We start from the raw sequence: 24,021 nt of genomic DNA, 5'->3' as shown, positions 1-24,021 counted from the left end.
TCTTTCTGAGACTGTACCCAGAATGATCATATGTCACATGAGAACATTTCAGACGGCGAAATTCTCTTTTTTGCTCTATTTGGGTAGAAAGAATGACATACAATCTCTTCTCTTAAAACATCACGCTAAATCAAGATATATGAGTGAATTAGAAAAAGATTCCAATTGGTAGGAATTCTTTATTAGTTAACATAATAATATTATTGTATATATAAAAAGAACGCCACATTAAGGGCGCTCTGCATTGATCGTATTAAAACAAAGAAAGCTGGTTTTGATCAGGAAGTGCTTCTAAGCAGCCTTGACGATCTAAATATTCTAGGATCGTTTTCGACACTTTTCCGCGTTTTTGTAAATCTTCTTTTGAAAGGAATTCCCCATCTTGACGTGCGCGTACAATATTTAACGCAACGTTCGTTCCGAGTCCAGGGATTGAGTTGAACGGCGGAATCAATCCGTCACCATCAATGATAAACTCTGTTGCACTTGATCGGTAGAGGTCCACTTTTTTGAAATGGTAGCCTCTTTCACACATTTCAAGAGCAAGCTCTAGTACAGTTAATAGGTTTTTTTCTTTCGGTGATGCATCTAAACCTTTTGAGTTAATATCGTCCATGACTGCTCGAATCGCATTCGATCCTTTTGTCATTGTTTCAATATCAAAGTCATCTGCACGAACGGTAAAGTAAGCCGCATAGTATAAAAGTGCATGATGCACCTTAAAGTAAGCAATACGTACAGCCATTAATACGTAAGCAGCTGCGTGGGCCTTAGGGAACATGTATTTGATCTTTTTACAAGAATCAATATACCAGTTCGGTACATTATTATTCTTCATTTCTTCTTCCCATTCAGGAGGAAGTCCTTTTCCTTTACGAACAGACTCCATGATTTTAAAGGCAAGTGACGGCTCTAAACCCTGATAGATGAGATAGACCATAATATCGTCACGGCACCCAATCACTTCACTTAGTTCACACGTTTTATTGTGGATGAGCTCTTGCGCGTTCCCGAGCCATACATCCGTCCCGTGTGATAATCCAGAGATCTGAACGAGCTCTGAGAAGGTTGTTGGTTTTGTATCCTCAAGCATTTGCCGAACAAACCTTGTCCCAAACTCCGGAATACCGAGTGTACCTGTTTTACAACCAATTTGCTCTTCTGTTACACCAAGAGGCTCTGTTCCTTGGAAAATCTTCATCACTTCAGGATCATCTGTTGGAATCGTTTTTGGATCAATTCCGCTTAAATCCTGAAGCATACGAATAACCGTAGGATCATCGTGCCCTAGTATATCAAGTTTGAGCAAGTTGTCATGGATGGAGTGGAAATCAAAATGCGTCGTTTTCCAATCAGAACCTGTCGCATCTGCTGGAAATTGAATAGGTGAAAAATCGTAAATGTCCATATAATCCGGCACTACAATGATACCGCCTGGATGCTGACCCGTTGTCCGTTTTACCCCTGTACAGCCTTGTACAAGCCGGTCGATTTCTGCGCCCCTCATATGAAGATTATGATCTCCAGCATAGCCTTTCACGTAACCATATGCTGTTTTTTCTGCAACAGTACCAATCGTACCTGCTCGGTATACGTACTCTTCACCAAACAGCTCTTTTGTATAATTATGAGCTATCGGCTGATATTCACCTGAAAAGTTCAAGTCGATATCAGGGACTTTGTCTCCTTTAAAACCTAAGAACGTTTCAAACGGAATATCATGTCCGTCTTTTTTGTACGGCGTGCCACATTCCGAACAGTCTTTGTCAGGAAGGTCAAAGCCTGAACCAACAGATCCGTCGTTAAAGAATTCGGAATGCTTACAGCTTGGACATACATAATGCGGCGCAAGCGGGTTCACTTCGGTAATCTCTGTTAAAGTGGCAACAAGTGATGAGCCGACAGATCCCCTTGAACCAACAAGATATCCGTCATCAAGTGATTTCTTTACAAGCTTATGAGAAATTAAGTAAATAACGGCGAATCCATGACCGATAATACTTTTTAATTCTTTCTCAATACGGTCTTCTACGATTTTCGGCAAGTCATCTCCGTAGATGCTGCGCGCCATTTGATAACTCATTTCCCGTATTTCTTCATCTGCACCTTCAATTTTTGGTGTGTACAGATCATCTTTGATTGGTTTAATGCTTTCGACCATCTCAGAAACTTTTTTCGTATTCGTCACGACGATCTCTTTCGCTTTTTCCTCTCCTAGAAAGGAGAATGCTTCAAGCATTTCATCTGTCGTTCTAAAATGAACTTTTGGCAGTTCATGACGATTCAGCGGATTCGCTCCACCTTGCGATGAAATTAAGATTTTACGATAAATTTTGTCTTCTGGATGCAGATAATGCACATTCCCTGTTGCCACGACTGGTTTATTCAGCTTTTCACCAAGCTTCACAATGTTTGTGATGATTTCTTTTAACGCACGTTCATCTCGAACAAGCTCCAGCTGCAGCAGATGCTGATACACTTCTGGCGGATGAACTTCTAAATAGTCGTAAAATGCGGCAATGTCTTCTACCTCATCAGGTGATTTTTGCATCATTCCTTCAAACACTTCACCCTTATCACAGGCAGACCCGATAATTAAACCTTCTCGATATTTCTCAAGCTGTGAGCGCGGAATGCGCGGCACTCGGTAGAAATAATGAATATGAGAAAGAGAAACAAGCTTGAATAAATTTTTCAGTCCCGTCTCATTTTGTGCGATCAGAATGGCATGGTAAGGACGTGAGCGCTGGTACGCATTAGACTGACCCATGTTTTCATTTAATTGATCGTGATAAGCAATATCTTTTTCAGCCGCATCTTTTAACATTTTTAGCATGAGGTAGCCTGTCGCCTCTGCATCGTAAATGGCGCGGTGATGCTGCGTCAGTTCTATATCGAACTTTTTACAAAGTGTGTTCAGCCGGTGATTCTTAAATTCTGGGTATAGGAATCGGCCAAGTTCAAGTGTATCAATCACCGGGTTTGACGCTTTATCTGTTTTTAACAGGCGTTTGTACGCTGTATTTAAAAAGCCCATATCAAAGCTTGCATTGTGCGCAACAAGGATATCTTGTCCAATCCATTCTTTGAAATCCCGTACGACATCGACGACATCTGGCGCATCTCTGACCATATCATCCGTGATACCTGTTAATTCGATCGTTGTCGCTGATAATGGGTGATGAGGATTTGCAAAAGCCTCAAAACGGTCAATGATTTCTCCGCCTTTTATTTTTACTGCTGCCAGCTCAATGATCGTGTCATACACAGCTGAAAGTCCAGTTGTCTCGACGTCAAATACGACATACGTTGCATCCTCTAACAAACGGTGCTCTGGATTATAGGCAATAGGGACTCCGTCGTCAACCAAGTTGATTTCCACACCATACATCATTTTGATGTCATGCTTTCTACTTGCTGCATACGCATCTGGGAAGGATTGTACAACCGCATGATCCGTCAGGGCAATTGCTTCATGTCCCCATTTTTTTGCTTGTTCCACCAGCCTGCCGATGCCAGTAACAGCATCCATTTGGCTCATTGGGGAATGCAAATGAAGCTCGACACGCTTTTCACCCTCAGGTGCCGTATCCTCTTTCAACTGAGGTTTCATTTCATTGACGTCATTGGCAATCATGACAAGGTCTCTCACAAACGTATCGTTTTGAATGCTTCCTCTTGCTTTGACCCACATGCCTTTTTTCAATGATTTCATCAGCTGGGCATCTTCTTTTTCTCTTGCAAACATCTTGATTAAAATACTGTTTGTATAATCAGTAATTTTAAAGATACAAAGCGTTCTGCCGCTTTTCAGCTCACGTGTTTCTGCATCGAATACGTAGCCCTGGACGGTAATTCTTCTTTCCTCGTCCATAATACTATCAAGCGTACGAATTTCTTCATTGTCTTTAATTTGATAGCCAATCATGAGAGGGCCAGACGGACCTTCCTCCTGCTCCTCACTTTCCTTCTTCTCCATCTCAGTGAGGGCTTGCATTGCTCTTTCTTGATCTTCAGCAAGCTTTTGTTCTCTAAACTTCTGAATCTCTTGATCTGATACAAAAATTTCTGTATCAAATTGCAATTCTGGAAAGCCTACTTGTTTAAAAGCAGCCTGTAGCATTGGACTGTACTTCTTCTTGATGGCCAAAGCTTCTGTTTCGCTTTTCGTTTTGATGATGATTTTATGTCCAGACAGCGATGGTTTTTGCTGCTGAAGCAAGCTGATAATTGGAGGAGAAATTCCTTGAAGCTCTTCCACACAATGTGACCAATACGATTGAACGAGCTCTTCCGAGATGCTCGGATCATTGACTTCAATCGTACAAGTAACTTGTGCAATATGAGAAAATGCATTTGTCAGCCTGCTGAGAAACATTGCATATACTTTGTAAGGCAGAAGCGCCTTAAATTTAAAAAGGAAATGCCACGTTTTCGCCAACTTATGCACCGTCAATTTGACGATTTCTCCTTCTTCAAAGTAACGACTGAGGTCATCATCTGTCATTTGAATCTGATTGAGTAATATATGAAATTGCCGCCGTGTGATCGGTAATTGTTCATCCAAGACAGGACCCTCCTTTTGTCAATCAGAAAGGTACCTCTTTTCTATAGGAGGTACCTTCATTTTTTTGTTCGTTTTTTACGCTTGGCGTATAAATGAAATCAGCTCATCAACAGATACTTCATGTGATTCACCTGATTTTCTAAACTTCACTTCAACGATGCCTTCTTCTGAACGTTTTCCGCAGCTAATGCGAATTGGCAGCCCAATTAAATCACTGTCTGCAAATTTCACGCCTGCACGCTCCTGTCGGTCATCGAATAGTACGTCAAAACCCTCATTTTCTAAACGCTCGTACAACGTTTCAGCAAGCTCTTTTTGAGCATCGTTTTTCATATTTAATGCAAGGAGGTGAAGGTCATATGGCGCAACAGCTTCTGGCCAAATGATTCCTTTCTCATCGTGATGCTGCTCTACAATCGCTGAAAGCGTTCTAGAGATACCGATACCATAGCAACCCATAATCATTGGCTGCGCCCGGCCATTCTCATCCAGGTACGTCGCATCCATTGACTCAGAATAACGAGTGCCTAGTTTAAAGACTTGTCCTACTTCAATCCCCTTGGCAAACTGGATTGTGCCTTCTCCATCTGGAGAAACGTCTCCTTCTTGAATGAAACGAAGGTCTGTGAATTCTTTCACTGACACATCACGCGCAGGATTAACATTGACATAGTGATAATCCGCTTCGTTTGCACCTGCGACAGCATTTGTCATGCCTTTAACTGTAAGATCTGCATAAATATCGACTTCTGCTTCCAGCTTTACTGGGCCAACAAATCCAGGCTCTGTTCCAATGACTTCTAGTACTTCTTCGCGAGTAGCCAGCTCTACAAGCTGTGCTCCTACTAAGTTTTTCACTTTCACATCATTTACTTCATGGTCGCCTCTCGTCAGGATGAGGACATACGCATCATCTGCTTTAAACAAAACAGACTTGATACAAAGAGAAGGATCAACATCTAAAAATCCAGCGATGTCTTGAATCGTTTTTACTTGCGGTGTATGAACTTTTTCAAGTTCTTTGAAGTCCGCAGGATTTGCTTCTTCTCCTTGATAGACAGCTTCAGCCATTTCAATATTCGCAGCATAGGAAGATGTATCAGAGTATGCGATTGTATCTTCTCCTACTTCTGACAGTGCCATAAACTCATGTGTATCTTTTCCTCCCATTGCACCAGAATCTGCAATGACTGGTCTAAAATTAAGACCTACTTTTGAGAATACATTGGAGTAAGCTGTAAACATCTTGTTATATGTGTCATCAAGGCTTTCTGGTGAAGAATGGAATGAGTACGCATCCTTCATAATAAATTCACGTCCACGCAGCAGTCCAAAACGTGGTCTCTGTTCGTCGCGGAATTTTGATTGAATTTGATAAAGAGTTAAAGGAAGCTTCTTATACGATTTCACTTCGCTACGTACGAGTGATGTAATCACTTCTTCGTGCGTTGGGCCAAGTGCGAACTCGCGGCCATGACGATCTTTCATACGCATCAATTCTGGACCGTATGTATACCATCTTCCTGACTCTTGCCACATTTCTGCCTGTTGCAGCACTGGCATTAACAGCTCAGCTGCTCCTGCCTTTTCCATCTCCTTGCGAACGATGGATTGAATATGCTGAATGACTTTATGAGCAAGCGGCAGATAATGATAGATTCCGCTTGTATTTTGTCTTATGAACCCAGCTCTTACTAAGAGCTGGTGACTTTTTGCCTCAGCATCTGCTGGCACCTCTCGAAGAGTTGGTATGAAAGTCAGGGATTGTCTCATGTCGTTACACCTCATTTATGAAATAGGACTTCTCACAAAAACTCTTGTTTCCCGTAATGAGAAACAAGAGACATTGGTTTTATAAAAATAATCGCTGGATGTCATTCCACGTAACCACTAGCATTAACAGCATGAGGAATGCAACACCGATAAAGACAACAAGTGCTTCTTTCTCACGATTAATTGGTTTACCGCGAATGGCTTCAACAAACAAGAAGAGTAAACGTCCTCCGTCTAGTGCAGGAATCGGCAATAAATTCACGATACCTAAGTTGATACTAAGGAACGCCGCAAACTGCATTAATGTTAACACACCTTGCTTAGCTACTTCTCCTGTCATGTCATAGATCCCAACAGGACCTGCTAACATATCTAATGAAAATTGCCCTGTGACAATCTTTTGCAAGTTCGTTAAAATCAAACCTGCTGTTGAAATCACAGTTGTTCCTGAGGATGAAATAACCTTCAGAAATCCATTTTCCGTTGGCGGATAAGATCCGAAACGGCCAATGTTTTTCCCGTCTGCTTTCACAGCTTCTGGTACAACCTGTACAGTGCTTTCTTTGCCGTCTCGGTCAATGACGACATTCATTTTTTTCTCAGGGTTCTTTTGAACGGTTTGAACGACATCTGTCCAAGAATCCATTTTATCCCCGTTAATGGACACGATGTGGTCTCCCTGCATGAGTCCAGCTTCTGCCGCTCGGCCGTCTTTCGTCAGCTTACCGAGTACAGGATCATCAACGGTGACCCCTTGAATAAATCCTAAAGCAACTAAAATCACATACGCCAAGATAAAGTTCATAATCGGTCCAGCTGCGATCGCTTTAATACGCTGCCATACCGTTTTTGATCCAAATTGACGATTGTATGGTGCGATTTGAATTTCTTCACCATCTGCAATATAAAAACTTGTTTGACTGACATTGTAACCAGTCAAAATATCTTCATTTCCAGCTTCATATCCTGAGATTCTCATGGCGTGATCTAAATCAATCTGCTCCACTTCGATGACAAGTGCATCAGGATATTTTTCTTTATCATTTAAAATGATTTTTTCTACTTCATTTTGCTCATTGAATAAGAGCCCCACTGTATGACCTGGTTTAATTTCAATGACTTCAGGGTCCTCTCCCGCCATTTTAACAAATCCGCCAATAGGGAGCAGTCTAATGGTATAAACGGTTTCCTTTCGTTTAAAGGAGAAAATCTTCGGCCCAAAACCAATTGCGAACTCACGGCATAAAATCCCCGCTCGCTGCGCCATAATTAAATGGCCAAGCTCGTGGAAAAAAACGAGCGTTCCAAAAATAATAATAAACGCAATCACTGTATTCACGAACATACCACCTTATGTGAGGATTGATTGAACAAAGTCTCGTGTCTCTTTGTCCACTTCATGGATATCTTGCAAACTAGGCGTTGAAATCACATGATGTCTGTTCAGTGCCTTTTCAATCAATTCTTCAATTTGCAGGAACGTTACTTTGCCTTTCAGAAAGGCATCGACTGCCATTTCATTTGCTGCATTGAGCACAGCAGGCATTGTCCCTCCTATTTTACCTGATTCATAAGCAAAATGTAAGCAACGATACCTGTCAAAATCCGCTTTTTGGAAATTCAATTGTCCAATCTCCCAAAGGTTCAATGATTTCGCTTCTGGTAATGGCGCCCTGTCAGGGTATGTGAGTGCATATTGAATGGGCACTCTCATGTCAGGTGTCCCTAACTGAGCCATGACGCTTTTGTCGTGAAATTCCACCATCGAATGGATAATGCTCTCTTTATGTAACAGCACATCAATTTGTTCATATGGTATATCAAACAACCAATGCGCCTCAATGACCTCGAGCCCTTTATTCATCATCGTCGCTGAATCAATGGTAATTTTCGCTCCCATTGACCAGTTTGGGTGGTTCAGTGCTTCTTCAACCGTAACACCTTCAAGTTCAGTTCGTTTTTTATCTCGGAAACTACCACCTGAAGCTGTCACGATTAAGCGTTCAATGTTTTTAGCTTGTTCACCTTGCAGGCATTGAAAAATAGCGGAATGCTCACTATCGACAGGAAGTAAAGGTACATCATATGTTTTCGCGTACTCTTTTACTATATGACCAGCTGTCACCAGTGTTTCCTTATTTGCAAGTGCAATTGTCTTTTTTTGTTCAATGGCCTTTAATGTTGGAACAAGCCCGACACTTCCGACAAGGGCATTGACCACAACGTCCACTGCATCATAAATTGCTGCTTCGATGTTGGCTTCATCACCAGCAGCCATTTTGACATCGTATTCAAATGAATGACCTTTTAGCGTGTGATAGGCCTCTTCACTTAAGCATCCGACAAATTCAGGCTGAAACTGTTCAATAATTGGTATGGCCTTGTCTACATTCCGGCCAAACGTCATGGCTTTCAGCTTAAATTTGTCTGGGTGCTGCCTAATCACATCTAATGTTTGTTCTCCAATTGATCCTGTTGCGCCTAATAGCGAAATATATCTCAAATTGCCACTCCTTCTCTCGTTCAATAGTTTCTATGAGGTTAGCTGGCAAACGTTGCGAGCAGTAAATATAAAAACGGCAGAACGAATAAAAAGCTATCAAACCTGTCCAAAATACCGCCATGTCCAGGGAGGATTGTCCCTGAATCTTTCACGTCGTAATGACGTTTTAAAGCAGATTCCACAAGGTCGCCAAGCTGCCCAAAGATACTGAGCAAAAGCGTAATAAACATAACAAGCAGATATGATGGCAAAAATCCTGTAACCGCCTGAAACACAAATGACAACACGACCGCTGTGACGATTCCACCGATAAATCCTTCTACTGTTTTGTTTGGGCTAATCTCTGGCCAGAGCTTTCGTTTCCCCATCGATTTCCCAATGAAATAGGCACCTGAGTCAGTGGACCAAATAATCACTGCTGCGAAGAAGATCGCACTCATGCCATATAAGCCTCTAATTTGGATAAAATAATAGAAACTGACGCCAATATATAATGTCGCTAAGATCACAAAAGCAACCTCATCGAATGTGAAAGAGTTTTTGCTCAACACTGTATAAGTTAAAAGAATTAAGACTGCGAATAAAGCAATCTGCATTTTTGATGCGTCTACGTTCGGGAAGAAGCTGTTCTCTCCGCCCATTAAAAGCCAAAGCAATATTAAGCTGACAATACCGGGAATACTGAAAATCGATATCTTTTTCATTCTTAGAAGCTCAAAGAGAGCGACGCTTCCCATTAAGTAAATCAGCAGGGTAAATGGCATCTGTCCATATATAACTGCAAGTAAAAAGACTGCAGCTGCCAACACACCCGTCAAAATTCTTTGTTTCATCTGCACCACCCTCTAAATTCCACCGAACCTCCGGCCTCGGCGCTGGTATTCTCCGATAGCGCCTATAAGATGCTCATCAGAAAAGTCAGGCCATAGCACATCCGTAAAGACAAATTCGCTGTACGCAATTTGCCAAAGCATAAAGTTGCTTAATCTAATTTCTCCACTTGTGCGAATAAGCAAATCCGGATCTTGAAGAGATTCTGTCATTAAATAAGCTGAAAACATCTCTTCTGTGATGTCTTCTGCTTGAAGCTTACCTTCTTTGACTTTTTCAGAAATTTGCCTGCATGCGGAGACGATTTCTGTGCGCCCTCCATAGTTGAGCGCAAAATTCAAAACGAGTCCGTCGTTATTCGTCGTACTCTTTACTGCGTTCTCTACCGCTCTTTTCGTATGCTGCGGGAGGCCGTCTGGATCACCTGTTAAGCGCACACGAACATTTTCCTCGATGAGCTCGGGCAGGTAGATGTTCAAAAATTCTTCAGGAAGTTTCATTAAAAAGTCTACTTCTAGTTTTGGACGTTTCCAATTTTCCGTTGAAAAAGCATACAAAGTCAGCACTTTGACATTCAGCTCATTTGCAAGCTTTGTCATGCGCTTGACGACTTTCATTCCTTCATGATGTCCTGCTACCCGTGGAAGAGCACGTTTTTTCGCCCATCTTCCGTTCCCATCCATGATAATGGCGATATGTTCAGGAATTTCTCCATTTAATATGTCTTCTTTTGTCAGACTTTCTAAGTTGGAAGCTGCAGTTTGCTGATTCTTCCAATTTTTGAGTATATTGAGCATGAGATTCCTCCATCACCCAAAAAGGTTGCGTTTCCGCTAATAATATAGTCACCAACAGTATTAACAAAAAAACCCCCTGTAAACATGAAGAGGGTCTTTTCACTATTATCTATTGTACATAGTTTTTTCTTAAACTTCCATGATTTCTTTTTCTTTATCTTTCATCACGTCATCAATTTTAGCGACATATTCATCTGTCAATTTTTGAACATCCTCTGTTGATGATCTTAATTCATCTTCAGTGATCTCACCATTTTTCTCGAGCTTTTTCAACTCATCGTTTGCATCACGACGAACATTACGAACAGCTACTTTTGCTTCTTCTGAATATTTTCTTACAACCTTCACAAGCTCTTTACGTCTTTCTTCTGTTAGTGCAGGAATTGCAATACGGATCACATTTCCGTCACTTGTTGGCGTGATACCAAGATCAGACTTTTGGATTGATTTTTCGATATCACCGATAGCTGTTTTATCATAAGGTGTGATAATTAGCATACGTGCTTCTGGCACTGTGATTGACGCGATTTGGTTTAGTGGTGTTTGTGCACCATAATAATCAACCGTCACTTTATCAAGCAATGAAGCATTTGCTCTGCCCGCACGAACAGTTGCAAGTTCTCGTCCGTATGCTTGAACGGCTTTTTCCATTTTTTCTTTCGTTTGGTTCAATACTTCTTTTGACACGTTATTTCCCCCTCACAATCGTTCCAATTGATTCGCCATTTACGGCACGTTTAATATTTCCTTCTTCCATAATAGAGAATACGATTAATGGAATGTCATTGTCCATACATAATGAGGACGCAGTAGAATCCATTACTGCAAGCCCTTCTTTTAGCACATCAAGATATGAAAGCTTGTCATATTTTACTGCATCCGCATCTGTACGAGGATCAGCACTGTAGACACCGTCTACATTATTTTTCGCCATTAAAATGACATCTGCTTCAATTTCTGCTGCACGAAGTGCTGCCGTTGTATCTGTAGAGAAATAAGGGTTACCAGTACCTGCAGCAAAAATCACGACACGTTTCTTCTCAAGATGACGGATCGCTTTTCTTCTTATGTATGGTTCTGCAACCTGTCTCATTTCGATAGAGGTTTGTACCCTAGACTGAATGCCAAGCGTTTCTAGGCTGTCCTGTAGCGCGAGCGAATTCATCACTGTTGCTAGCATGCCCATGTAGTCTGCTGTCGCACGGTCCATTCCTAAGTCACTGCCTGTCTTACCGCGCCAAAGGTTTCCTCCGCCTACAACAACTGCAACCTCAACATCAAGCTCTGCAATTTCTTTTACTTGCTTTGCAATTGAATGAATGACAGTTGGGTTAATTCCATTTCCAGCATCACCTGCTAGTGCTTCGCCACTTAGCTTCAGTACAATGCGATTATATTTCGGTTTGCTCATGATAACCTCCAAGTGTAAACTATACCGTCTCTTATTATGCGTAAGAAACTGCCTTTTGTAAATCAATATCCTCTAAAAAATAGGGAACACAGTGCTTGTGCTCCCTAAAAAAGCCCCAGAGAGCTTTTCAAACATTATTTTTTCACTTGGCTCATAACTTCTTCAGCAAAGTTGTCTTGACGCTTCTCGATACCTTCGCCCACTTCATAGCGAACATAAGTTTGAATGCTTGCGTTTTTCGCAGCTACTACTTGTTTCACTTTTTCATCTGGGTTTTTAACGAAAGCTTGGTCAAGTAAGCAAATTTCTTCGAAGAATTTGTTTAGACGGCCTTCTACCATTTTAGCTACGATGTTTTCAGGTTTTCCTTCTTGTAGCGCTTGCTGTGTTAATACTTCGCGCTCACGGTTTGCTTCTTCTTCTGACACTTGGTCACGAGAAATGTATTTAGGGTTTACAGCAGCAACGTGCATTGCGATGTCTCTTGCAAGCTCTTCGTCAGTTGTTCCGTTAAGAACAGCTAACACACCGATGCGTCCGCCCATGTGTAAGTAAGAACCGAATGCTGCGTTATCTTCTTTTGTGATAACAGAGAAACGACGTAGAGTGATTTTCTCTCCGATTTTCGCAATTGCAGATGTAATATGCTCTTCAACTGTTGAACCGTTTTCCATTTTAGAAGCATGAGCTTCTTCAATTGTTGCAGGTTTAGCAGCTAGCAAATGATCAGCAAGTTCGTTAAGAAGTGATTGGAATCCTTCGTTTTTCGCAACGAAATCAGTCTCAGAGTTCACTTCTAGGATCACGCCTGTGTTGCCATCAGTTTTGATAAGAGTTAATCCTTCTGCAGCAATACGGTCTGCTTTTTTCGCAGCTTTTGCAATTCCTTTTTCTCTTAGAAGATCGATTGCTTTGTCGATGTCACCATCAGTTTCTGTTAACGCTTTTTTACAGTCCATCATACCTGCACCAGTTTTTTGACGCAGTTCTTTAACTAATTGAGCAGTAATAGCCATTTTACATTTCCTCCTTCTTATGTTAAAACACGGATTACTAGGTGAAAAAAAGGTGATAAAAGGCATTTCCCTCTTATCACCTTTTGAATAGGTTACGCAGTTGTTGTTTCAGTTTCTGTCGTTTCTTCTACAACAGCTTCTTCTTCGCCTTGTTTAGACTCAAGAATCGCATCTGCCATTTTAGCAGTTAGAAGTTTTACAGCACGGATTGCATCATCGTTTGCAGGGATCACAACATCAATTTCGTCTGGATCACAGTTTGTGTCAACGATACCGATGATTGGGATATTCAATTTACGAGCTTCTGCAACTGCAATACGCTCTTTACGAGGGTCGATAATGAAAAGTGCATCCGGAAGACCTTTCATGTCTTTGATTCCGCCTAGAAATTTTTCAAGACGTTCTAATTCTTTTTTCAGTTGAACGACTTCTTTCTTAGGAAGAACATCGAATGTACCGTTTTCTTGCATTTTTTCAATATCTTTTAAACGTTTGATACGTTTTTGGATTGTTTCAAAGTTTGTTAACGTTCCACCAAGCCAGCGTTGGTTCACATAGAACATACCAGAACGGATTGCTTCTTCTTTCACTGAATCTTGTGCTTGCTTTTTCGTACCAACGAAAAGGATTTTTCCTCCGTCAGCAGCAAGGTTTTTCGTGAAGTTGTAAGCTTCCTCTACTTTTTTCACCGTTTTTTGAAGATCGATGATGTAGATACCGTTACGCTCTGTAAAGATGTAACGCTTCATTTTTGGGTTCCAACGGCGTGTTTGGTGACCGAAGTGAACACCAGCTTCTAGCAATTGTTTCATAGAAATAACTGACATGTTGTTGCCTCCTAATATAATGGTTTTTTTTCCTCCGCTCAAGTCATGTTCACATAAAACTGCGCCACGGCAGCACCTTCATACGAATCATTAAGCGTGTGTATTTAACACCAAGAAATAATATAACACATGATGGACTGACAATCAAGAATCCTTTACAGCTTTCCGCTAAATTTTAATAAAAGCTCGATTTCTGTCTTGCCCGTTTTCAGTTCTTTCGCTATTTCTTCTAGCGAATGCCCTTTGTCATATAAGGTCTTCACCTGATCCTCGAATGTTTCTTCTATTTCACTTTCAGAAGGCACAGAAGCTTCTGATTCAAGATGTGGAACGGGTTCGTTTACCTTCTCTTCCTGCACTTCAACTTCGCTAAGGAGAGCTGACAAGTGCTCTGGTACTGGATCTTCACTTTCTACCGATTGCTGGGATTCAATTGGTGTTTGTGGCTGCTTTGGTGTCTGAAAATCCGATTTCAGCTCTTCAGCAGAAAAATCAGGGGAAGCGGCTGCCACTTTTGATAGTTTGTCATTCTCTTCTTTGACTTCCATCAAAAATGCAGCCAGGGTATTTTCCGTTTCTTCTAGAAGTTCTCGCTGCTTTTGTTCAGTTGCCTTCAGCGAATTCATTCTCGTATATAAAATGATCACAAAATAAATAAGTGCAGCATGAAGCATGAAGCTAATCAGCCATAACATATTTTTTCACTCACTAACTCTTTAAGATTGAATGGCTTTATCAAGCAGATGCTTAAGCTTGAACAATGCCTTAGAATGAATTTGCGAAATGCGTGAGGTCGATAAATTGAGCACGTGACCGATTTCCGTTAACGTCAGTTCCTCTTTATAAAATAGACTGATCACGAGCTTTTCTTTTTCCGATAGCTCGGTCATTTTTTCAGCAAGCTGTTCTATTAATTCATCTTTTAGCATCTTCTCTTCAGGTGTCACAGTTTTCTCGTCGCGAATCATGACTTGGACGTTTTCACCGTCTTCTTGATCATGAAGCTTCTCGTCGATTGAAAGCAGATTTGCAAAGAAACCTTCATTCATTGTTGTGACAACATCCTGTTCACTCATGCCAAGTTCCTCAGCCACTTCTGTCGGCGTCACATTTCGTAAATAGCGTTGTTCAAGCTTTTCAATCGCCGCTTCTACTTTTTTTGTCTTTTCTCTTGATGTACGAGGCAGCCAGTCCTCTTTACGAAGACCGTCGATGATGGCCCCGCGGATTCTGAAGGATGCATATGTATCAAACTTCAGATCTCTTCCGGGGTCAAATTTTTCAAGGGCATCATATAAACCGAGCATCCCTAGACTGATCAAGTCTTCTTTATGCACTGACTTCGGGAGACCGATGGAAATTCTTCCAACATGATATGTGACGAGCGGCATATAGCGGCGCATAAGATCATCTCCAGCAGCTGGGTCCTTCCACTCTTTCCATCTAGCCCATAGCGCCTGATCTTCGTAATTTAAGGATTGCATCTTTCTCCCCCTATACTTCCTTAGTTATATCTTCATAATGCCTTGCTTCACAGTGCGGATCTCAAGCTCTGTCGTAAGCGGATCAAATTCAATCGTACGACCATTGTTCCCGCCCGTATCCTCACTAATGATCGGGATGCGATAAAGAGACAGATGTTCTTTAACAGCTGATACATTTCTAGGTCCAATTCTCATGAGATCATTGGTTGACTTAAATTTAAACATTTCTGCGCCACCAGCAAGTTTTGCCTTTAGCGCATGTTTGCGCGCTCCTTCTTTAAGGAGAAGATCAATTGTATGCTTGACACCTGTATCTGCATATTTAGCCAAGTTCTCCACTGCCCCTTTTGCAAGGGATGAGTCTGGAAGCATGACATGAACAAGACCTGCCAGTTTTTTTTCTTGATCAAACAGAACAAGTCCTACACAAGAACCAAGTCCGGATGTCCGAATGCGGTCCGGTGTTTTCACAAGCTGAACATCCGCTATACCAACCTTTACAACTGCCGGAATCTGAACGTTCATTACAGGTTACCTAATGCTTCGAATAGTTTTTCAAACGATTCAAAGTCTGGTAATAGAAACATATTTCCTTTCAGCTCTTGCTTATTTTGATCATCAAAAATCGATGTATCAATCACAATTGCCTGATCACCTAAAGGACTAAATTGCATTAATCCTTCGCTAATGACAGCTCCGAACATATCGAGCGTAACATCTGGAACACTTGGGTGAAGCTGCAATTTTGTTAAATCGGCAAGGGCTGATAAATAAGAGCCTGCTAAAATATTTCCCAGCTCGTGAAGTGCTGAAGTCCCCATCACATGCTCGTGAATAGTATCAATATCAAATGCCGGATCTCGTACAAGCTCTCTTACAAACTGCTCTGCTTGCTCAAAGGGCATAATGAAAAAGATTGAGCCAGATAAATCTCCTTCCATTCGCAGGAAAATGCTTGCAACTGGGAGGTCTGCACCGCCAAAGAATTCCATTAACTCTTCAAACGAGAGAACCTTGACAAATGGAACAGCCATATCTATTTTGCGATCCAATAGGCTGGCAAGAGCAGACGCGGCGTGGCCTGCTCCAATATTCCCAACCTCTCTTAATACATCCAGCTGTTCATCTTTTATTTCATTGAAAATGCTCATTTCACATCCTCCTTAATGAACAGGTGCATCTTGAACACTCTTGTCGAGAACAGCACCAGGATGAATGATATTAAATAGACGCTGATCATGCTTAATGATACCTGTCACCCATGATTGCCCTTCTTTTTCAGCTGATTCAGGAGAAGATTCTACTTCTTCCTGATGGACTGTAATGACATCATTCGCTTCATCAACAATCCAGCCGACTTCAATGTCACCAAATTGTACAATAATCATTCTTGTTTCATCTGTAATTTCGTTGTCACTTGATCCAAGTCTCACTCTTAGATCGATGACAGGCGTCACGACACCGCGCAGATTAATAACACCGCATATATAAGGGGCAACGCCAGGGACTCTTGTCGGCTGCTGCCATTTTTCAATGGACTTTACTTCTGATACTGAAATGGCGTATTCTTTTTTGTTTACGATAAACACAATCATCTTTTCGCCAGTTTGGATATCTGTACTCATTTCAGACCGCTCCTCTATTGTTTTTTACTTGATCAGTGCATTACAGTCAACGATGAGTGCCACTTGACCGTCGCCTAGGATTGTTGCGCCTGAGATCGCAAACACGTTTGGCAAGTAATCTCCTAGTGATTTCAATACAACCTCTTGCTGTCCAATAAATGAGTCGACCACAAATGCTGTCAGCTTATCTCCTTTACGAACAACGATGATGTGCAGTTCTTCCTCTAATTCATTCGCATTCGGTACGTGGAATTGTTTCTTCAAGTACACGACCGGTACGATAAATCCGCGGAAATCAATTACTTCACGATCATGCGTTTGAAGGATGTCGCTTTTCTTAATGACAGCCGTTTCAATAATAGAAGAAATCGGAATCGCAAATGTTTCCTCTTCCAGTTTCACAAGAAGTACAGAAATAATCGATAATGTAAGCGGAAGCTGGATCGAGAATAGTGAGCCCTGTCCTTCTGTTGAGTTGATGCTTACAGATCCGCCTAGTGATTCCAGCTTGTTTTTTACAACGTCAAGGCCTACACCGCGGCCTGAGATGTCAGAAATCGTATCAGCTGTAGAGAATCCTGCTGCAAAGATCAGTGAATCAATTTGATGATCTTCAAGTGTCTCTGCTTCTCTATCTGTAATAACCCCGCGCTCTAATGCTTTTTCAAGCACTTTCTTACGGTTAATTCCGCCGCCATCGTCTTCTACTTCAATGAAGACGTGGTTTCCGCTATGATACGCTTTTAATAGAACGGTACCTTTTTCTGGCTTGCCTTTTTTCACACGTTCTTCTGGTGATTCAATTCCGTGATCTAGGCTGTTTCTAAGTAAGTGTAAGAGTGGATCACCAATCTCGTCGATAACTGTTCGATCAAGCTCTGTTTCAGCACCTTCAATAATCAGTTCAATTTTCTTATTCAGCTCTTTTGTCAATTGACGAATCATACGAGGGAATCGGTTAAACACCGTTTCCACAGGAACCATTCTCATATTCAAGATGATCGATTGCAGATCTCCAGAAATACGTGTCATTCTTTCAACTGTGTCTGTCAGTTCATTATTTTCTAATTCTTTGGCAATCTGTTCTAAACGTCCTCTGTCAATCACCAGTTCTTCAAACAGATTCATGAGAGAATCGAGACGGTCAATGTTGACCCGAATCGTTTTTGTTCCGCCGGCAGCTGCACCGTTATTGCCATTTGCTTTTGGCGCATCGTTTGCTGGGGCTTTCGCAGCAGGCACAGATACTTCTTCTTTTTCCTGTTCAGGTTTTGCCTCTTGTTTTTCAGCTGGAGATGCTTCTTCAAATGCAGAGACTTCTGAGATCTCAACTTGTTCAACTTCTGAGATCGTCATCACAATTTTCTTCACTTCGTCCATTGGTTGTTTAGATAAATAAGAAATACTGAATTCAGATTCGAAATCTTCTGATTCTAAAAGTTCTGCATTTGGAACTGTTTTAACGACCTCGCCTGCTTCGTTCAGTCTTTCAAAAATCATATAGACACGAACCGCTTTTAATAAGCATGCGTCACTTAATGTGACATTGAGTTCATAACATTTAAAGCCTTGTTCCCTCGCTTCATCAAGCACTGTTCGTTCAAATTCGTTATAGTCTAAGTCGTTAGCAGAAGCCGCTGATACATCCGCAGTTTCAACACTAGGAGCTGCCTCAGCATGGCTTCCTGTCACATCTAGTTTTTTACTAATCTCTGTGACATCGCGTTTCCCATCTCCGCCTTCTGCAATTGATTGAACCATTGCTTCAAGGTGATCAAGCGCTTCAAACATCGTGTCCATCGACTCAGGTGTGACAATCATTTGTTCATTTCGAATGGCATCAAACATGTTTTCTAAATGATGTGTTAGCTGAGCCATATCAGCGTAGCCCATCGTTGCACTCATGCCTTTCAATGTGTGAGCGGCTCTGAATATATCATTCACTAGCTGCAAGTCGGTTGGGTTCTTTTCTAAATCAAGAAGTTTTTCATTACAAGTTTGTAAGTGTTCTCTGCTTTCATCTAAAAAGATATCTAAGTATTGGTTTACATCCAACGTGTTCACGCCCTCTCTTTTTTCATGGAGCTTATAATTGCATGTGCGATGTCATCCACATGCCTTGTTTCATGTGCAAGGCCTGCTTTAATGACTGATTTAGGCATTCCGAAAACAACACATGATTCTTCTTTTTCTGCAATGACTTTTGTATGACCGCTTGCGACCATTTTTTTGACACCTTCTGTGCCGTCACTACCCATGCCTGTCATAATGACAGCAATTTTCTCGTAACCCTTTATATGACTGATCGATTCAAATAAATAGTTAACAGAAGGTTTGTGACGGCTTTCCGTGTCTTCTGGAGACAGTCTGATGACTAAGGATGCCCCTTGTTCATGAAGTGACATATTCATTCCACCAGGCGCTATGTAAGCTACTCCATTTTTAGCGATGTCTCCATCTTGCGCTTCTTTAATCGAAATTTGAGATAAATGGTCTAACCTAGTAGCAAGTGATGCCGTAAATCCTGCCGGCATATGCTGCACTATCAAAATGGGGGCTTCTATGTCCTTGGGCAGCTTCGTAACGACTCGTTGAAGTGCCCTTGGCCCTCCCGTTGATGTTCCGATTGAAATAATCTTTCGGAGTGAGCCGCTTTTTACTGCTTGCGGGCGAGGTGTAGCCACTGGGATTGACGGCTTCATCACCGGCTTAGAAGAAACCGGCACTTCAGTGCGTTTCCTTGACAGCCCTGCCGCAAGCACCCGCTCTACAATTTGGCCTCTTACTTTGTATAAATCAAGTGAAATACTTCCTGATGGCTTTGTGACAAAGTCAAAAGCACCAAGTTCTAAGCAATGGATGGTTAAATCTTTCCCTTGCTTTGTCTGGCTTGACACCATAATTACGGCAAGGTCGTGTTCAGCCAGAATTTGTTTTAATGCTTCTGTTCCATTTAAAACAGGCATTTCCACATCTAATGTGACGACATCTGGATTCAGTTCCTTGATCCGTTTTAAGGCATCTTCCCCATTTCGCGCCGTTCCGACGACTTCTATTTCTTGCTCGGCAGTTAGGAAGTCACTAATGAGTTTTCGCATAAAGGCCGAGTCATCTACTACAAGCACTCTAATCATGAGTCCACCTTCCTCCTTTTAAAAAAAGAGGACAACTTATCTATAAACGTATGCTGCTCTCTCTGTGCCTCTCTTATCTGCTGTTGATAAAGTGTTTCCGCCAGCATCTTAATCGTTTTACTCAGCCTTGAATGAGGCTGCTTCATATAAAATGGAATTTGTTCAGCCACTGCTTTTGGAACCGCAGGATCATCCGGGACAGCACCAGCAAATACTAGTTTTCTGTGAAGAAATGATGTGACTACTCCTGCTAATTTCCGATAGGTTTCTGACCCTTCTGACGGGGTTTTACACCGGTTGACAATGATTTGCACAGATTGTTCAAACTGGTGAATCGCTAAATGTTTAATGGCGCTGTAGGCATCCATGATTGATGTTGGTTCCGGCGTTGTCACAACTACAACTTCTCCTGCTGATAAAACAAAAGGTAGTTGATCTTTTGACAAACCAGCCCCCATATCAAAGAAGATACAATCAAAGTCGTGCATCATTCTTTCCATTTCCTCTAGAAAGAACGACCATTGATCTTTATCTAAAGAAAACAGCTGTTCAAGTCCGCTTCCGCCAGAAATGTAATAAAGGTTGTTCGTTCCTTGAGTCATAGCCGCTTGGAAGGATTTCTTCCTGACAAGAACATCTAAAATAGAGCTAGTCGATGTTTTCCCTAGTAAAATATCAATATTCCCCATACCAAAATCAAGGTCGATGACTAACACTCGTTTACCTGCATTTGCGATAGATAGTGCCATATTCAGCGTCAAATTCGATTTTCCAACCCCGCCTTTACCGCTCATGACAGCAATGGTTTTTGCCTGTCCGCTTATACCAAGAGGAGCTGGTGTGATCGTTTGATTTTGTTGAACGAGCTTTCTTAAACCTTCTGCTTGGTCAGGCTTCATCATTGTAAGACCATCCTTGTTAATTCAAGAGGAGAGCCCTCAAGAATATCCTCAGGAACATTTTGACCATTTGTTAAAAAGCCAAGTCCAATTTGAGAGTCTGCAATGATTTGAAAAATGGTGCCCATCGTGTCTGTTTCATCTACTTTTGTAAAAATAAATTGATCGATTGAAACGTGTTCAAAACGTTTCACCATGGCTTTCATGTCCTGATACTTTGAGGTCGCACTCATCACTAGGAAACTTTGAATGCTTTCATCAAATGGAATGATGTCTGTCAGCTCTTTGATATACGCTTCTTCTTTAAAGTTACGACCCGCTGTGTCTACGAAAATATGATCATACTCTTTAAATGTCTCTTGAGCTTTTACAAAATCCTCTCTCGAATAACAAACCTCAAGCGGTGCATTAAGTAGTTCTGCATATGTTTTCAGTTGTTCGATTGCTGCTATTCGGTACGTATCTGTTGTAATAAAAGCGATTTTCTTTTGCTTCTGAATGGCCGTTTTGGAAGCGAGCTTTGCAATCGTTGTTGTTTTACCAGCCCCAGTCGAACCAAACAGCACAATGTATTTAGAACGAATCATCGGATCATCAGAAGTGTGAGACGGCAGCATATCTGTCAGCAGTTGTTCAAGTTCTTTTTGAATTTGCTCTTCCTTGACAGCGCCCTTCGTTAAAAGACCTTTGAGGCATTCGTCACGAATGGCATCATCAAGACCTTGATCCTTCAGCTTTTGATCGATTGCCATGAGAGGGTCAGGCAATATACCAGCATGCCGCTCATTCCTCGCATATTCTAACGGCTGAGCTTGAAGAGGTACTGGTTTCACTGCCTCAGGAGCAAGAGACGGCTCTTTAGGTCGGTGTTGAACCTGCTCCTTTTTCGGAAATACTGGAAGAGGGGGCGCAGGCTGTCCACCTTTACCCGCTCTTTCTTCAAAATCTTGATCCAGCACTGCAATCACTTCAACCATTTGCTGTTTCTTTAAACCTAATAGCTTTCGTTTCACAACGGTTTTGGAATTTAAGATGACGGCATCCTTCCCAAGCTGCTGCCTAATTTGAATCGTTGCTTCCTGCATTGAATTCGCTGTGATTTTTTTCATTTTCATTAGATATCCACCACTCCGATGCTCTGTACTTCCACATTTGCTTCTAGTTCGTTATAAGATAGTACCGGTAATTCCGGGAAATATCTTTCTAACAGCTGCTTGACGTACATTCTTATAGGAGGTGAGCACAATAGAACCGGCGTTTCCTGACGAAGCGAAAGCTGTTCAATTTCTCTCGCCACTGATTGAATCACACTTTCAGAGGATTCTGGATCTAACGATAAGTAGTTCCCATGCTCTGTTTGCTGTACGCTGTCAGCAATCACCTTTTCCACTCGGCCCGAGCATGTCACGACTTTGAGTGATTCATTCTCTCTCGCATATTGTGCGGTAATCTGTCTTGCGAGCGCCTGTCTGACATACTCTGTTAACAAATCTGTATCCGTCGTTAACTTTCCGTAGTCTGCAAGCGTCTCAAAAATGGTGACAAGATTTCGAATAGAAACCTTTTCTTTCAGCAGTTTTGCAAGCACTTTTTGAATATCACCAACTGCTAGTGGATTTGGCGTCACCTCATCCACTAAGACAGGATAACTTTCTTTCAGATGATCGATTAATTGCTTCGTTTCTTGGCGTCCGAGCAGTTCGTGTGTGTTTTGTCTAATTTTTTCTGTGATGTGAGTAGACACAACTGATGCAGGATCTACTACCGTATAGCCAAGCATCTCAGCCTGATCTTTTTCTGCTTCTGAGATCCATTTAGCCGGAAGACCAAAGGATGGCTCGATTGTTTCAATTCCTTCAATCGGATCATCATCAGGTGTAGGCGACATCGCTAAGTAGTGATCAAGCAGTAGCTCGCCTTTTGCCACTTCATTCCCTTTTATTTTGAGTCGATACTCATTTGGGTTAAGTGCAATGTTATCCCGGATCCGGACAACTGGAATCACAAGACCAAGTTCAAGGGCAAGCTGCCTTCGAATCATCACAATCCGGTCTAACAGGTCACCGCCTTGATTTGCATCGGCTAGCGGAATCAGGCCATAGCCAAACTCAAATTCAATGGCATCCATTTGGAGAAGGTGAATGACACTTTCTGGACTTTTCATCTCTTCTACCTCTGCCTGCTCCTCTAGTACCTCTTCTATTTCTTCTTGATCCTGTTTGTTTTTTGACATCAAGTATGCGCCGAGGGCAAGTAAACCTGCGATCGGTCCTGTCAAAAGTACGCCGATTGGTGTAAACAACCCAAGAAGGAAGATCGTACCTGCCGTGACGTAAAGCATAGCTGGAAATGCAAACAGCTGTTCAGTGATATCTGACCCAAGGTTCCCATTAGAAGCAGCCCTTGTGACGACAATTCCTGTCGCTGTTGAAATGAGAAGTGCAGGGATTTGTGAAACAATCCCGTCTCCTACCGTTAATAATGTAAAGTGGGAAGCTGATTCTTGAATTGACATTCCTTGCTGAAGCATCCCAATGATAATCCCAAAAATAATATTAATAATGACGATGATAATACCTGCGATGGCATCCCCTTTGACGAACTTACTTGCTCCATCCATCGCACCATAAAAGTCTGCTTCTCTCGCTACTTTTTCACGGCGATTTCTTGCTTCACTTTCTGTCAGCATCCCAGCATTTAAATCTGCATCAATACTCATTTGTTTCCCTGGCATCGCATCGAGGGTAAATCTTGCCGCAACCTCTGAAACACGCTCAGCCCCTTTGGTAATGACAACAAATTGAATGATGATCAGAATAAGGAAGACCACAAGACCAACGAGTACATTTCCTCCAACAACAAATGAACCAAACGTTTCTACAACCTTTCCTGCGTCTCCAGTTGAAAGAATAGATCGTGTTGTAGAGATGTTAAGCCCTAAGCGAAAGAGCGTTAAGAGCAAAAGCAATGATGGAAATATTGAAAATTGCAGTGGTTCTTGCATGTTCATTGTGGTGAGAAGCACGATAAGCGCAAGAGAAATATTAATAATGATTAAAATACTTAATAGCATTGGCGGAAACGGTATGACCAGCATCGCCACAATTAAAATAACACTGAATAAAACAGATAAATCTCTTGCTGACATGCCTGT

The 24,021-nt window shown here is 41.7% G+C and carries 20 protein-coding genes; all 20 read right to left on the bottom strand.

Going from position 1 to position 24,021, the window contains the following annotated elements:
• Positions 1-253: 253 nt before the first annotated feature.
• The 20 genes from NKR21_RS08820 to flhA all read right to left on the bottom strand — a co-directional run bounded on the left by NKR21_RS08820 (position 254) and on the right by flhA (position 24,015).
• Positions 254-4,507, bottom strand: coding sequence for a PolC-type DNA polymerase III (locus tag NKR21_RS08820; RefSeq protein ID WP_251183697.1), 4,254 nt, complete (start codon positions 4,505-4,507; stop codon positions 254-256).
• Between the two features lie 135 nt (positions 4,508-4,642).
• The gene (locus NKR21_RS08815) at positions 4,643-6,340 is read right to left on the bottom strand and encodes a proline--tRNA ligase (protein ID WP_012009985.1); all 1,698 of its coding nucleotides are present in this window, start codon (positions 6,338-6,340) and stop codon (positions 4,643-4,645) included.
• A gap of 79 nt (positions 6,341-6,419) precedes the next feature.
• The gene (rseP, locus tag NKR21_RS08810; protein WP_012009984.1) at positions 6,420-7,685 is read right to left on the bottom strand and encodes an RIP metalloprotease RseP; all 1,266 of its coding nucleotides are present in this window, start codon (positions 7,683-7,685) and stop codon (positions 6,420-6,422) included.
• Positions 7,686-7,691: 6 nt separating this feature from the next.
• A complete protein-coding gene (gene dxr, locus NKR21_RS08805; RefSeq protein ID WP_012009983.1) occupies positions 7,692-8,843 on the bottom strand; it encodes a 1-deoxy-D-xylulose-5-phosphate reductoisomerase in 1,152 nt (383 codons plus the stop codon).
• 38 nt (positions 8,844-8,881) lie between these two features.
• Entirely contained in the window at positions 8,882-9,676 is a 795-nt protein-coding gene (locus tag NKR21_RS08800; protein WP_041815514.1) for a phosphatidate cytidylyltransferase, read from the bottom strand.
• A 12-nt stretch (positions 9,677-9,688) separates the two neighbouring features.
• Positions 9,689-10,471, bottom strand: coding sequence for an undecaprenyl pyrophosphate synthase (locus NKR21_RS08795; RefSeq protein ID WP_012009981.1), 783 nt, complete (start codon positions 10,469-10,471; stop codon positions 9,689-9,691).
• A gap of 129 nt (positions 10,472-10,600) precedes the next feature.
• On the bottom strand, positions 10,601-11,158 hold the full coding sequence (frr, locus tag NKR21_RS08790) for a ribosome recycling factor (RefSeq protein WP_012009980.1): 558 nt from the start codon (positions 11,156-11,158) through the stop codon (positions 10,601-10,603).
• A gap of 1 nt (position 11,159) precedes the next feature.
• The gene (pyrH, locus tag NKR21_RS08785; protein WP_003210919.1) at positions 11,160-11,882 is read right to left on the bottom strand and encodes a UMP kinase; all 723 of its coding nucleotides are present in this window, start codon (positions 11,880-11,882) and stop codon (positions 11,160-11,162) included.
• Between the two features lie 134 nt (positions 11,883-12,016).
• Positions 12,017-12,898, bottom strand: a complete 882-nt coding sequence (gene tsf, locus NKR21_RS08780; protein WP_012009978.1) for a translation elongation factor Ts — start codon at positions 12,896-12,898, stop codon at positions 12,017-12,019.
• A 92-nt stretch (positions 12,899-12,990) separates the two neighbouring features.
• Positions 12,991-13,725, bottom strand: a complete 735-nt coding sequence (gene rpsB, locus NKR21_RS08775) for a 30S ribosomal protein S2 (RefSeq protein WP_003212093.1) — start codon at positions 13,723-13,725, stop codon at positions 12,991-12,993.
• Between the two features lie 155 nt (positions 13,726-13,880).
• Entirely contained in the window at positions 13,881-14,420 is a 540-nt protein-coding gene (locus NKR21_RS08770; protein WP_012009977.1) for a hypothetical protein, read from the bottom strand.
• Positions 14,421-14,441: 21 nt separating this feature from the next.
• Positions 14,442-15,209: a FliA/WhiG family RNA polymerase sigma factor gene (locus NKR21_RS08765; protein WP_012009976.1), complete on the bottom strand. Its 768-nt coding sequence runs from the start codon at positions 15,207-15,209 to the stop codon at positions 14,442-14,444.
• 24 nt (positions 15,210-15,233) lie between these two features.
• Positions 15,234-15,734: a chemotaxis protein CheD gene (locus NKR21_RS08760; protein WP_003212153.1), complete on the bottom strand. Its 501-nt coding sequence runs from the start codon at positions 15,732-15,734 to the stop codon at positions 15,234-15,236.
• Positions 15,734-16,360 carry a chemotaxis protein CheC gene (locus tag NKR21_RS08755; protein WP_012009975.1) on the bottom strand — a complete coding sequence of 209 codons (627 nt, stop codon included), beginning with the start codon at positions 16,358-16,360 and terminating at the stop codon, positions 15,734-15,736. Before NKR21_RS08755 ends, NKR21_RS08760 begins: the two co-directional genes overlap by 1 nt.
• 12 nt (positions 16,361-16,372) lie before the next feature.
• On the bottom strand, positions 16,373-16,834 hold the full coding sequence (locus NKR21_RS08750; RefSeq protein WP_012009974.1) for a chemotaxis protein CheW: 462 nt from the start codon (positions 16,832-16,834) through the stop codon (positions 16,373-16,375).
• Positions 16,835-16,858: 24 nt separating this feature from the next.
• Positions 16,859-18,889 (bottom strand): chemotaxis protein CheA, encoded by a 2,031-nt coding sequence (locus tag NKR21_RS08745; protein ID WP_119124851.1) that lies wholly within the window; start codon positions 18,887-18,889, stop codon positions 16,859-16,861.
• A 5-nt stretch (positions 18,890-18,894) separates the two neighbouring features.
• Positions 18,895-19,968 carry a protein-glutamate methylesterase/protein-glutamine glutaminase gene (locus NKR21_RS08740; RefSeq protein WP_144456020.1) on the bottom strand — a complete coding sequence of 358 codons (1,074 nt, stop codon included), beginning with the start codon at positions 19,966-19,968 and terminating at the stop codon, positions 18,895-18,897.
• Positions 19,965-20,870 (bottom strand): MinD/ParA family protein, encoded by a 906-nt coding sequence (locus tag NKR21_RS08735; RefSeq protein ID WP_012009971.1) that lies wholly within the window; start codon positions 20,868-20,870, stop codon positions 19,965-19,967. The genes NKR21_RS08740 and NKR21_RS08735 overlap by 4 nt, the downstream gene beginning before the upstream one ends.
• Entirely contained in the window at positions 20,867-21,982 is a 1,116-nt protein-coding gene (gene flhF, locus NKR21_RS08730; protein WP_144456018.1) for a flagellar biosynthesis GTPase FlhF, read from the bottom strand. The genes NKR21_RS08735 and flhF overlap by 4 nt, the downstream gene beginning before the upstream one ends.
• Positions 21,982-24,015 carry a flagellar biosynthesis protein FlhA gene (gene flhA / locus NKR21_RS08725; RefSeq protein WP_012009969.1) on the bottom strand — a complete coding sequence of 678 codons (2,034 nt, stop codon included), beginning with the start codon at positions 24,013-24,015 and terminating at the stop codon, positions 21,982-21,984. Before flhA ends, flhF begins: the two co-directional genes overlap by 1 nt.
• Positions 24,016-24,021: the final 6 nt, after the last annotated feature.

This window comes from Bacillus sp. 1735sda2 (assembly GCF_024159245.1).
Taxonomy (GTDB): domain Bacteria; phylum Bacillota; class Bacilli; order Bacillales; family Bacillaceae; genus Bacillus; species Bacillus pumilus_O.
Note: the sequence above shows the minus strand (reverse complement) of the source record. Positions and strands in the feature narration are given on the sequence as shown.